This is a genomic window from Micromonospora sp. WMMA1976 (assembly GCF_027497335.1).
Lineage (GTDB): Bacteria > Actinomycetota > Actinomycetes > Mycobacteriales > Micromonosporaceae > Micromonospora > Micromonospora aurantiaca.
In genome coordinates, this window is sequence record NZ_CP114912.1 from 4,459,245 (window position 1) to 4,470,616 (window position 11,372).

Annotated in this window: 10 protein-coding genes; 4 read left to right on the forward strand and 6 right to left on the reverse strand. The window is 73.3% G+C overall.

What is annotated here, in order from left to right; genetic code table 11:
- The 4 genes from proC to O7546_RS20355 form a co-directional block, all read right to left on the reverse strand.
- Window positions 1-819 carry a pyrroline-5-carboxylate reductase gene (gene proC / locus O7546_RS20340; RefSeq protein WP_194801182.1) on the reverse strand — a complete coding sequence of 273 codons (819 nt, stop codon included), beginning with the start codon at window positions 817-819 and terminating at the stop codon, window positions 1-3.
- A gap of 79 nt (window positions 820-898) precedes the next feature.
- Window positions 899-1,927, reverse strand: coding sequence for a 6-phosphofructokinase (locus O7546_RS20345; RefSeq protein ID WP_030273929.1), 1,029 nt, complete (start codon window positions 1,925-1,927; stop codon window positions 899-901).
- A gap of 178 nt (window positions 1,928-2,105) precedes the next feature.
- Window positions 2,106-2,609 carry a pyridoxamine 5'-phosphate oxidase family protein gene (locus O7546_RS20350; protein WP_194801181.1) on the reverse strand — a complete coding sequence of 168 codons (504 nt, stop codon included), beginning with the start codon at window positions 2,607-2,609 and terminating at the stop codon, window positions 2,106-2,108.
- A 58-nt stretch (window positions 2,610-2,667) separates the two neighbouring features.
- The gene (locus tag O7546_RS20355) at window positions 2,668-3,171 is read right to left on the reverse strand and encodes a polyadenylate-specific 3'-exoribonuclease AS (protein WP_013287663.1); all 504 of its coding nucleotides are present in this window, start codon (window positions 3,169-3,171) and stop codon (window positions 2,668-2,670) included.
- Between the two features lie 247 nt (window positions 3,172-3,418).
- On the opposite strand from O7546_RS20355, the gene O7546_RS20360 reads away from it, so the two are divergent.
- Complete coding sequence (locus tag O7546_RS20360) at window positions 3,419-4,111, forward strand: Crp/Fnr family transcriptional regulator (protein WP_013287664.1); 693 nt, start codon at window positions 3,419-3,421, stop codon at window positions 4,109-4,111.
- A 78-nt stretch (window positions 4,112-4,189) separates the two neighbouring features.
- Here O7546_RS20360 and O7546_RS20365 read toward each other — a convergent pair whose 3' ends face one another.
- On the reverse strand, window positions 4,190-4,432 hold the full coding sequence (locus O7546_RS20365) for a hypothetical protein (protein WP_194801180.1): 243 nt from the start codon (window positions 4,430-4,432) through the stop codon (window positions 4,190-4,192).
- Between the two features lie 139 nt (window positions 4,433-4,571).
- On the opposite strand from O7546_RS20365, the gene O7546_RS20370 reads away from it, so the two are divergent.
- Window positions 4,572-8,039 (forward strand): adenylate/guanylate cyclase domain-containing protein, encoded by a 3,468-nt coding sequence (locus tag O7546_RS20370; RefSeq protein ID WP_281601173.1) that lies wholly within the window; start codon window positions 4,572-4,574, stop codon window positions 8,037-8,039.
- 3 nt (window positions 8,040-8,042) lie between these two features.
- Here O7546_RS20370 and O7546_RS20375 read toward each other — a convergent pair whose 3' ends face one another.
- Complete coding sequence (locus tag O7546_RS20375) at window positions 8,043-8,738, reverse strand: lysophospholipid acyltransferase family protein (RefSeq protein WP_194801179.1); 696 nt, start codon at window positions 8,736-8,738, stop codon at window positions 8,043-8,045.
- A gap of 187 nt (window positions 8,739-8,925) precedes the next feature.
- Between O7546_RS20375 and O7546_RS20380 the strand changes: the two genes are divergently transcribed.
- A complete protein-coding gene (locus O7546_RS20380; protein ID WP_194801178.1) occupies window positions 8,926-9,765 on the forward strand; it encodes a DUF308 domain-containing protein in 840 nt (279 codons plus the stop codon).
- A gap of 174 nt (window positions 9,766-9,939) precedes the next feature.
- Window positions 9,940-11,358 carry a trehalose-6-phosphate synthase gene (locus O7546_RS20385; RefSeq protein WP_194801177.1) on the forward strand — a complete coding sequence of 473 codons (1,419 nt, stop codon included), beginning with the start codon at window positions 9,940-9,942 and terminating at the stop codon, window positions 11,356-11,358.
- Window positions 11,359-11,372: the final 14 nt, after the last annotated feature.

Sequence of the window (11,372 nt, forward strand, 5' to 3'; positions counted from 1 at the left end):
TCAGTCCGCCTGGGCGGCGAGTTCCCGGGCCCGGTCCCGGGCCGCCTCCAGCGCCGCCAGCATGGCCGCGCGTACGCCGTGGTTCTCCAGCTCGCGGATCGCCGAGATGGTGGTGCCCGCGGGCGAGGTGACCGCCTCGCGCAGCTTCACCGGGTGTTCACCGGAGTCGCGCAGCATCACCGCCGAGCCGATCGCGGTCTGCACGATCAGCTCGTGCGCCACCTGGCGCGGCAGGCCGAGCAGGATGCCCGCGTCGATCATCGCCTCGACCAGCAGGTAGAAGTAGGCCGGGCCGGAGCCGGAGAGCGCGGTGACCGCGTCCTGCTGCGACTCGGGCACCCGGACGGTGGCGCCGAGCGGGGAGAACATCTCCTCCGCCAGGGCCAGATGCTCGCCGGTGGCGTACGCGCCCGCCGAGATCGCGCTCATCGCCTCGTCGACAAGCGCCGGGGTGTTCGTCATCACCCGGACCACGGGGGTGCCCTCTGGTAGCCGGCGGTTGAAGAAGGCGGTCGGCAGGCCGGCGCAGAGCGAGATGACCAGCTTGTCGGCCGGCACCTTCGGGCCGATCTCGTCCAGCAGCGCGGCGGCGTCCTGCGGCTTGACCGACACGGCCAGCACCTCGGCCTCGGTCACGGCGGTGAGGTTGTCCACCACCCGTACGCCGTAGCGGTCGGCCAGCTCCCGCGCCCGCGCCGGCCGCCGCGCGGTGGCGAGCAGCCGCTCCACCGGCCAGCCGGAACGCAGCAGCCCGGAGAGCATCAGCTCACCGATCTTGCCGGCGCCGATCACCGCGACCGTGTGCACCTGGCGTGCCATCAGCCGTACCCCTTCCCGGGTCACGTGGGCAGGGCGTGGCGGGCCGGATCGCCGGCCCGCCACGCCCGTGCGCCGTCGATCAGCTGCCGAAGAAGACCTCGGCCTCGGCGTACCGCTCCAGCGGCACGGTCTTCAGCTCGCGGGTGGCGTCGGCGAGCGGGACGCGGACGATGTCCGTGCTCTGCATCGCGACCATCTTGCCCCAGTCGCCCTCGTGCGCGGCGTCGATCGCGTGCAGGCCGAGCCGGGTCGCCAGCACCCGGTCGAACGCGGTCGGAGTGCCACCGCGCTGGATGTGGCCGAGCACCACGGTGCGGGCCTCCTTGCCGGTCTTCGCCTCCAGCTGCTCGGCCAGCCACTGGCCGATGCCGCCGAGACGGACGTGACCGAACGCGTCCAGCTCCTGGTTGTGCAGGACCATCTGGCCGTCCAGCGGCTGGGCGCCCTCGGCGACCACGACGATCGGGGCGTACTGGTGCTGGAAGCGCTTCTCGACGTAGCCGGCGACCTGCTCGACGTCGAACTGCCGCTCCGGCAGCAGGATCACGTTGGCGCCACCGGCGAGGCCGGCGTGCAGGGCGATCCAGCCGGCGTGCCGGCCCATGACCTCGACCACCAGGGTGCGGTGGTGGCTCTCCGCGGTGGTGTGCAGCCGGTCGATCGCCTCCATGGCGATGTTGACGGCGGTGTCGAAGCCGAACGTGTAGTCGGTCGCACCGAGGTCGTTGTCGATCGTCTTCGGCACACCGATGACGTTGACGCCCAGCTCGTGCAGCTTGGTGGCGACGCCGAGCGTGTCCTCGCCGCCGATCGCGATCAGCGCGTCCACGCCCTGGGCGGCGAGGTTGTCCTTGATCCGCTCCACGCCGTTCTCGATCTTGAACGGGTTGGTGCGGGACGAGCCGAGGATGGTGCCGCCGCGCGGCAGGATGCCACGCACCTCGGCGATGCCGAGCGGCTTGGTCAGGCCCTCGAGCGGGCCCTTCCAGCCGTCCCGGAAGCCCACGAACTCGTGACCGTAGGTGGCGACGCCCTTGCGGACCACCGCCCGAATCACCGCGTTGAGACCTGGGCAGTCGCCGCCGCCGGTGAGCACGCCGATACGCATGATCTGCTCATCCTCCTGGAGCATCAGGTGAAGCCCGGATAAGCCCCAGGATATGTGTCAGATCAGACCATCGGCGCCGTTGCCGGCCCGGGGCGGGCCGTCACTGCGCACTGTAGTCGGCACAGGTGTACGCCGACACCGCACCCCGGGCCGTTCCGGACGGCGGACGGGCTACCCGTCAGTAGCTGACCTCGTGGTTCTCCCCCGCCTTCGGCGGCTTGCCGGTCACCGCCGCCTTCGCGAAGCCGAGCAGGTTGACCACGGTGCTGCCGGGCGAGTCCCAGTACTCCGCCGACCCGGCGTGCACCTTGATCAACGTGATCCCGGGCGTGTCCAGCCCGTCCGGGAACCACGCCTTCAGCACCGGACTCCACAGCTCCTTCGCCCGGTCGGGGTCCCACTCCTCGGTGGCGGTGCCGGCGACCGACACCCAGGCGTGGTGGCGCTGGTCGGAGAAACCGACGTTCACCTGCGGGTTGACCCGGATCTGCCGCACCTTCGCCGAGTCGGCGTACGCGAAGAACCACAGGTCGCCGTCGAAGTCCGCCTCCTGCAACCCCATCGGGCGGCTGATCAGACGCCCGTCCACGCCGGTGGTGGTGAGCAGGCAGATCCGGGCGTCCCTGATCAGCTCGGTGACCCGGCGGCGGGCGTCCGCGGCGTTTGTCGGCTCATTGCTCATGGGGCACTCCTGTCTCGGATCGGCGTAGATGCCGCTCCCGTGCCCTGGGCGGAACCGGTCAAACCTCCCGCGCCGTCATCGCCCGCCACCGCGCCAGGTTGTGCCGCGCGTCCACGAGCGCGTCGTGCCGGTCGGCCTCGGCGTCCGGCAGCCGGGGGCGACCCCGGTCGTCCCAGAGCTGGCGCAGCTCCTTGGTGAAGCGGGGGATCTCCCGGGGCAGCGCCGGCATCGCGCCCCAGAGCTGGGCCAGCACGACGTGGTCGTAGGCGGCGTACCAGGCCCACAGCTCCAGCTGCTCGCCCGGCCGGTCCCGCACCGGCTCCAGCAGGAACTCGTGCAGGTCGTCCCGGATGCGCGCGCGGGAGCGCCAGGCCCGGTCGGCCGGCGACGGGAGCTTGTCCAGCACGTTGCGCCGCACCCAGGGCACCGCCCGGGAGTCGTCGAACTCGGTGGAGACCGCGTAGAACTCGCGGCCGTACTCGTCGACGACGCCGATCGACACCAGGTCGACGATGCGGCCGTCCTCGATGAATTCGCAGTCGTAGAAATAGCGGTAGACCATCGCCCCCATCCTCGCCCATCACCGGCACGGACCGGTCGCCGGGGCGTCCGCCGAGGTCGGCGCGTGTGCCGGCGGCGGGCGGGCATGGTCACGGAAGTGTTTCCGGGGGTGTACAGCACGCGACGAGAGCGTCATGATCTGATGTGTACCGCCGTCGGGCGCCGAACCGGTTGAGCTGCCTCGTACCGGGAATGACAGCTTCACCCGGTGTGCGAGTCGTGACTTCTGACCGGGGAGGGGTTGAGCCGTGGAGTCTCGCCTGCCGGAGCCGGGTGACGCGCTCACGGGTGTGGAGATGTTCGCCGGGCTCGAGCCGGAGGTGCGGCAGCGTGTCATCGCCGCGGCCGTACCGCGCACCTACCGCAAGGGCCAGCTGCTCTTCGTCGAGAACGATCCCGGTGAGTCGCTGATCGTGCTGCGCCGCGGCGCGGTGGCGGTGTTCCGCACCGCGCCGACCGGTGAACGCGCGGTGCTGTCGGTGATCCGACCCCCGGACGTGCTCGGCGAGGTGTCCCTGTTGGACGCCTCCACCCGCTCGGCGTCGGCCGAGGCGATCGAGGACTGCGCCGCGCTGGCGCTGTCCCGGCCGGCATTCATGGAGCTGGTGCACTCCAACCCGCGCATCCTGGACGCGGTGATGCGCTCGCTGGGCCAGTTGATCCGCCGGCTCACCGAGCAGAACGCCGACCACGTCTTCCTCGACCTGCCCGGCCGGGTCGCAAAGACGCTGGTCCGGCTCGCCGGTGAGAGCCAGGCCCCGATGATCACCATCGAGCTGAACCAGAGTCAGCTGGCCGAGATGGCGGGCGGTTCCCGGCAGAGCGTCAACCAGGCCATCGGCTCGTTCGCCAGCCGGGGCTGGCTGCGCACCGAGGGACGCCGCATCGTGGTCACCGACGTGGCCGCGCTGCGCCGCCGGGCCGGCATGAACGACCGCTGACACGACGACGGCGGGGGCCGGCGGTCGTCCCGCCGGCCCCCGCCGCGTTCGTCGTACGCCCGTTCGTCGTACGCCCGGTCAGTCGTTGTCGGTGTCGGCCGGGGGCGAGCTCGGGCCCGGGCCGATCTTCGACGGGTCGGTCTTCTTCGGCGGGGTCGTCGTGGTGGTCGTGGTCTCGGTCGATCCGCTACCCGCGGGCTGCTCCACCATGCCTTTTTCCTCCAGTTCGGCGAGGGTCACGGCGTCCACGTCGACCGTGTCGCCGACGGCCCACACCGTCCCCCGTGGATCGGTCCATGCGGCGGACAGCCGGACGTGCACGGCAAACTCCCTGTCGACGGGACTTCCTGCTAGGGGAGACTAGACCCGGCCGAACAGCCGTGACGTCCCGCCGACCCGTCGGGTACCCGACTGCGCGGCCGCGCGGGACACTGGGGACCTCACGCGTACGGAGCCGGACATCGACCTCACCTGTGGACACTGCGCCCGGACTGCCGGGCCGGACGACCGTTTCTGCGGTGGGTGCGGCCGTCCGCTGGCGGCTGCCTGCCCTGGCTGCGGCCACGCCAACGACACCGGCGCCAACTTCTGCACGAACTGCGGTCAGCCGCTGCGCGACCACGCGGTCGCCGTGCAGGAGGACCGCCGCCAGGTGAGCGTGCTCTTCATCGACATCGTCGACTTCACGACATACGCCGAGCGGGCCGACCCGGAGCAGGCCCGCGGCCTGCAACAGGCGTACTTCGCCACGGTGCGCCGGCTGGTGCACCAGTACGGCGGCGTGGTGGAGAAGTACATCGGCGACGCCGTCATGGCGTTGTTCGGCGCGCCGGTCGCCACCGACAACGACGCGCTGCGCTGCGTACGCGCCGGGCTGGAGCTGCAACGCAGCCTGGCCCGGCAGCCGGCCGGCCCGCATCCGCCGCTCGGGTTCCGGGTCGGCATCGCCACCGGCGAGGCCCTGGTCGACCTGTCCGCGGCCCGCGACGGCGGCCAGGCGTTCGTCACCGGCGACGTGGTGAACACCGCCAGCCGGTTGCAGGGGCTCGCTCCGGTGGGCGGCGTGGTGGTCGACGAGAGCACCTGGGCGGCCACCCGGCGCGAGATGGAGTACGACGACCAGCCACCGGTGACCCTGCGCGGCCGCTCGACGGTGAGCCGGATCTGGCTGGCCGTGCGGGCGCGGCCCCGGCGCGACGGGCAGACCGCCGAGCTGACCCCGATGGTCGACCGGGACCACGAGCGGGGCCTGCTGGTCAGCGCGTTGCACCGCACGCTCACCGAGCGCACCTCGCAGCTGCTCACCGTCTTCGGCCCGGCCGGGGTCGGCAAGAGCCGGCTGCTGCGCGAACTGGCCCGGCACGCCGCCAGCCTGCCCGGCGCCCGGGTCACCTGGCTGACCGGCCAGTGCCCGCCGTTCGGCGAGAACGTCACCTACGCGGCGCTGGCGGACATCGTCCGGAGCTGGGCCGGGCTGACCGGCGCCGACGACCCGGCCACCATCCGGGACCGGCTGCGCGAGCGACTGGGCCACCTCGCCGATCCGCACGCGGTACGGCTGGCCGAGGCGCTGGGCCCGCTGGTCGGCGTCTCCGGTGAACGGCTCACCTCGGCCGAGACCGAGGCGGCGTGGCGGCGGTTCCTGCTCACCCTGGCGTCGACCGGCCCCACGGTTCTCGTCTTCGAGGACATGCACTGGGCCGACGAGGCGATGCTGTCCTTCGTCGAGCAGCTCGGCGCGGCGGCCCGCAACGTGCCGCTGCTCGTCGTCGCCACCGCCCGGCCGGAGCTGCGCGAGCGGCACCCGGCCTGGACCGGCACGATCAGCGGGGCGATGTCCATCTCGGTGCCGCCGATGCACGACGGGGACATCGACACGCTCTACTCGCTGCTGCTCGGCCAGGCCACGCTGCCGCAGGAGGCGCGCGCGCCGCTCATCGAGTTCGCCGACGGCAACCCGCTCTACGCTCAGGAGTACGCGCGGATGCTGCTCGACGGCGGGCTGGCCGAGCGGACCGCCGCGCTCGCGCTCCTCGACCCGGTCGGCAGCGCCGGGATGCCGCGTACCGTGCAGGCCGTCATCGCCAACCGGCTGGACCTGCTCGACCCGGCCGACCGCGCGGTGCTCCAGGCCGCCTCGGTGGTCGGCGTGCAGTTCTGGGCGGCGCCGGTCGCGCTGGCGCTGGGCCGCCCGACGGAGTGGGTCGAGCGCGCGCTGCACCACCTCCAGCGGCGTGACCTCGTCTACGAGCTGCCCGTCTCGGCCATGCCCGGCCAGGCGGAGTACCGGTTCCGGCACGTGCTGGTCCGGGACGTCTGCTACCAGCGGCTGCCCCGGGCCGAGCGGGTCGCCCGGCACCAGCGCACCGCCGACTGGCTCGAGCAGCTCGCCGACGGCCGACTGCACGACCTGGCCGAGGTGCTCGCCAACCACAGGTGGGCGGCACACGAGATCGCCCGTACCGTCGGGCTGGACCAGGCCCCGCACGCCGCCGCGACCCGGTCCGCGCTGCACCGGGCGGCACGCCGGGCGTACGACCTGCACGCGCTGGAGACCGCTGCCACGCTGGTGGAGCGCGCGCTGAGCGTGGAGTGCGGGCCGGACCCGGCACTCGAACTGTTCCGGGCCGAGCTGGCGTTCTACCGGGACCGCGACGGCTTCCTCGACGGTGGCGGTACGGCGCTGCTCACCACGCTGGCCGACCGGCTGACCGACGCCGGTGACCGGCCCGGCGCGGCGAAGGCGTGGCGGCTACTGGCCACTGCGGCCTTCGCGCGGGCCGACCGTTCGGAGCTGATGCGCTGCCTGGACCGGGCGATCGGGCTGCACGCCACGCTGCCGGACAGCGAGGACAAGGTGGGTGTGCTGCTGGAGCTGGCCCGGGCGCACATGCTGGACGCGGAGACGGAGCCGGCGTGCGCGGCCGCCCGTACCGCCGCCGAGCTGGCCGAGCGGCTGGGGCTGCGCGAGGCCCGGGCGAACGCGCGCATCACGCTCGCCGTGGTCCGCTACCAGGCCGGCGCCGAGGAGGCGTACGCCGAACTGGCCGAGGTGACCGAGGAGTGCCGGGTGGAGCGGCTGACCAGCCGCCGCCGCGCGGTGCACAACCTGGCCTGGGTGCTGCAGGAGGAGGGTGACCTGGCCGGCTCGGCACGGCTGGTCGACGAGCAGCGCTCACTGGACCTGGCCGGCGAGCACGCCCTGACGGTGAGCTTCAGCGACCAGTGGGCCCGGTCGTACTACAGCGGGGACTGGACGTCGGCGCTGCGGATGGCCGAGGGGTCGACGCGGCGCCCGACCGACGAGTGGGACCTGCACATCGTGGCGGTGTCCGGCTGGATCCGCGCGCTCGGCGACGACCCGGCCGGCCCGGGCACCGGCGAGGACCTGGTGGACCAGGCGCTCGTGGCGGCCCGCCGCAGCGGCTTCCAGCGCGTGCTGCGCTCCACGCTGGCGCACGCCGCGCTCTGCCGCGCGGTGCAGGGCCGCCGGGACGAGGCGGTGGCGCTGCTGTCCGAGCTGGACGAGGACTGGCGGCAGACCCGGATGATCCCGTTCGCCGAGTGGGTGCCGGCGGTCGGCCACGTGGCCGCGCTGCTCGGCGGCGACGCCGCGGTGCTGGTGCGCGACCTGCTGGCGCGCTCGCCGCGGGCCACCCGCTGGGCGCGGGCCGCCGGACGGTCGGCCGAGGCGGCGCTGGCCCGGGGCGACGGCGACGCCGCGCGGGCGGGCCGGCTGCTCACCACAGCGGCCGAGGGGTACGCGGAGATGACCGACGTCACCGACCAGATGATCGCGTCCGCGCTGGCGGTCGGGCCGCTCACCGAGGCGGATCCGCCGGCCGCGGCGGCGACCCTGGACCGGGTACGCGCGTTCGCCGGCCGGCACGCCGCCACTGGGCTGCTCCGGATCGCCGGGGCGGGCTGAGGGTCAGGCCGGGAGCGGCTGCCGGGCCGCGGCGCTCTTGGCCTTCTGCGCGTACGTGTCGACGTACTCGCGACCGGACAGCTCCATCAGCTCGTACATGATCTCGTCGGTGACCGCCCGCTCGACGAACCGGTCACCGGCCATCCCGGCGTAGCGGGAGAAGTCCAGCGGCGGGCCGAAGCGGATCCGCACCCGGCCCAGGTTCGGGATGATCTGGCCGGTGGGCTGGATCGCGTCGGAGTTGAGCATGGCCATCGGTACGACCGGGGCGCCGCTCTCCAGCGCCAGCCGCGCCACGCCGGTCTTGCCCCGGTAGAGCCGGCCGTCCGGCGAGCGGGTGCCCTCCGGGTAGATGCCGGCGATGCCACCGGCACGCAGCACGGAGAGCTGGGTGTCGAGGGCGGCGCGGGCGGCCCGGCCGCCGGAGCGGTCGACCGGGATGGTGCCGGAGCCGACGAAGAACATCTTGGTGAGCCGGCCCTTGAGGCCCTTACCGGTGAAGTATTCGGCTTTCGCGATGAAGGTGACTTTTCGCTTGACGATCAGCGGTGTGAAGATCGAATCCGAGAAGGAGAGGTGGTTGCTGGCCAGGATCACCGGGCCGGTGGCCGGAACGTGCTCCAGTCCCTCCACCTGCGGACGGAAGATCAACCTCAGCAGCGGGCCGAGAACGACGTACTTCAGCAGCCAGTACAGCACCGGCGTCCTTCCCGTGTCGGTGGCGGCGGACGGGTCGCCGCGTGGCCCCGCGGGCGCCGGCGGCGCCCACGGGAGTCCGGGAAGAGGGTACGAACGACGAGCGGCACGCCACAACGCACTCCCGGAACCGGGTGCCGACGTGTCACGATTCAGGGCACGGGCAGGGAACGGCGAAGGGGGGTGTCCGGTGTCAGGGGGCGGGCCCCGTCGGGGACGACGGGACAACGGGCTCGACGCGGCCGAGTACGCGGTCGCGGGCGACGTCGATCCACGCGTCGGCGAGCACCTGCTCGACGTGCTCGCCGCCGGTGGCATCGCGGCCTACCTCCAGCCCTCGGCCGACCTGAACCCGGTGACCCGCACCACCACCGTCCCGGCCCGCCCGGTCGACCGGCTCTACGTCGACAGGTCGCACCTGACCACCGCCCGCGACTACCTGACCCAGCTCGCCGACGAGGGCGCGGGCGACCCGCCGCGCGCCGACGAGCCGGACATCGAGGCCGAGTGGGCGAAGATCGTCGCCGGTTTCCACACCACGCCGAGCACCGGCAGCCACCCCTGGCCCGCCGCCGAGGACGTGGACGACCCGGCCGCGCCGGGCACCGCCGCGGGCGGCCGGGCCGAGGAGCCCGCCGGGCCGACCGCCACCGACGTGCGCCGGCTGCCGTACGCCGCCGACGTCTCCGGCGTCTCGCTCAGCCGGGACCGCCACGACGAGCCCTCGCTGCTCGACGGCCTGGACACGTTCGGCGCGAACCTGCCCGACGAGGCGTCGGACGAGGATCACTACACCCCGCCCCCGCCGCCCCCGCTGCCCCGCTTCTCCAAGTACGCGGTGCTCGGCGTGGCCTGCATCGTGCTCGGCTTCCTGCTGTTCCTGTCCCCCACCGTGGTGTCGCTGGTCGACCCGTCGGTGGTCACGCTGCTCGGCTTCACCGGCATCCTGGCCGGTTTCGTGATGCTGATCTGGCGGCTGCGTCCGGGCGACCGGGACGACCACGACCCGGACGACGGCGCGGTCGTCTGACACCCCGCCGCCGGGCGCTGCCCGGATGCCGGGACGCCGCAGCCCCTGGGCCGAGGCGTAACAAGCGTGTAACTTACAGTCAGTAGGAATAGGCTGAACGTCACGTCCCGCACCGGCTGTCCGGCTTGCGTCTCCTTCCGGGTCGCCGGTCCCCTGCTGAGCGGATTGCCCGAGATGCGACAGAGCCCCCTCGTGGTGGTGGCCAACCGCCTCCCCATCGACGACAGCGTGGCGCCCGACGGCGCCTTCGAGTGGCGCCGCAGCCCCGGCGGCCTGGTGAGCGCCCTGCACCCGCTGCTACGGCAGACACCCGCCACCTGGGTGGGCTGGGCCGGCGGCACCGGTCCCGCGCCCGAACTGCCGGACGTGGACGGCGTGCGCATGCACACCGTGCCGCTGAGCGCCGAGGACTTCCGCGACCACTACGAGGGCTTCGCCAACGCCACCCTCTGGCCGCTCTACCACGACGCCGTCGAGCAGCCGGAGTACCACCGCCGCTGGTGGGAGGCGTACCAGCGGGTCAACCAGCGGTTCGCCGAGGCCGCGGCCCAGGTGGCCGAGCCGGGCGGCCTGGTCTGGGTGCAGGACTACCACCTCCAGCTGGTGCCGGGCCTGCTCCGCGAGCTGCGCCCCGACCTGCGGATCGGGTTCTTCCTGCACGTGCCGTTCCCGCCGCCGGAACTGTTCATGCAGCTGCCCCGCCGCGCCGAGCTGCTGCGCGGCATGCTCGGCGCCGACCTGGTCGGTTTCCAGCGTGCCCAGGCCGCGCACAACTTCGCCCAGCTCGCCACCAAGGTGCTCGGCCTGCCCGCCACCGACCGGCGGATCGGCGTGGACGGCCGGGTGGTCCGCATCGGCGCCTTCCCGGTCGCCATCGACACCGCCGAGGTGTCCGCGCTCGCCGCCCGCCCCGAGGTCGCCGAGCGGGCCCGGCGGCTGCGGCAGGACCTCGGCCGGCCCGAGCACGTGATCCTCAGCGTCGACCGGATGGACTACACGAAGGGCATCGAGCAGCGCCTCAAGGCGTACCGGGAGCTGCTCGCCAACGGTGACATCAAGGTCCGCGACACGGTGCTGGTCCAGGTGGCGGTGCCCAGCCGCGACCGGGTCGCGCAATACCAGATCCTGCGCGACCGGGTGGAGCACCAGGTCGGCCGGATCAACGGCGAGTTCGGCCGGGTCGGCGAGCCCGCGATCCACTACCTCACCCAGCCGTTCGACCGCGCCGAACTGGTCGCGCTCTACCGCGTCGCGGACGTGATGGCGGTGACGCCGCTGCGCGACGGCATGAACCTGGTCGCGAAGGAGTACGTGGCGGCCCGGGTCGACGGCACCGGCGCGCTGCTGCTGAGCGAGTTCGCCGGCGCCGCCTCCGAGCTGGAGCAGGCGTACCTGGTCAACCCGCACGACCTCGACGGCCTCAAGCAGGGGTTGCTGGCCGCGCTGCGCGCCGGCCCGGAGGACGTCGAGGCCCGGATGCGCGCGATGCGCGACCACCTGGCCCACAACGACATCCACGCCTGGGCGGCGTCCTACCTCAGTGCGCTGGAGGAGAGCGGGACGCTCGTCGGCCGCCGCCCGGCCGCCCGCTGACCGGCACCCCGGCG

What these genes read in the sequence shown, in the direction of transcription:
- O7546_RS20350 (WP_194801181.1), bottom strand. Translation starts at nt 2,609, where the DNA reads ATGAGCAATGAGCCGACAAACGCCGCGGACGCCCGCCGCCGGGTCACC.
- proC (WP_194801182.1), bottom strand. Translation starts at nt 819, where the DNA reads ATGGCACGCCAGGTGCACACGGTCGCGGTGATCGGCGCCGGCAAGATC.
- O7546_RS20385 (WP_194801177.1), top strand. Translation starts at nt 9,940, where the DNA reads ATGCGACAGAGCCCCCTCGTGGTGGTGGCCAACCGCCTCCCCATCGAC.
- O7546_RS20345 (WP_030273929.1), bottom strand. Translation starts at nt 1,927, where the DNA reads ATGCGTATCGGCGTGCTCACCGGCGGCGGCGACTGCCCAGGTCTCAAC.
- O7546_RS20355 (WP_013287663.1), bottom strand. Translation starts at nt 3,171, where the DNA reads ATGGTCTACCGCTATTTCTACGACTGCGAATTCATCGAGGACGGCCGC.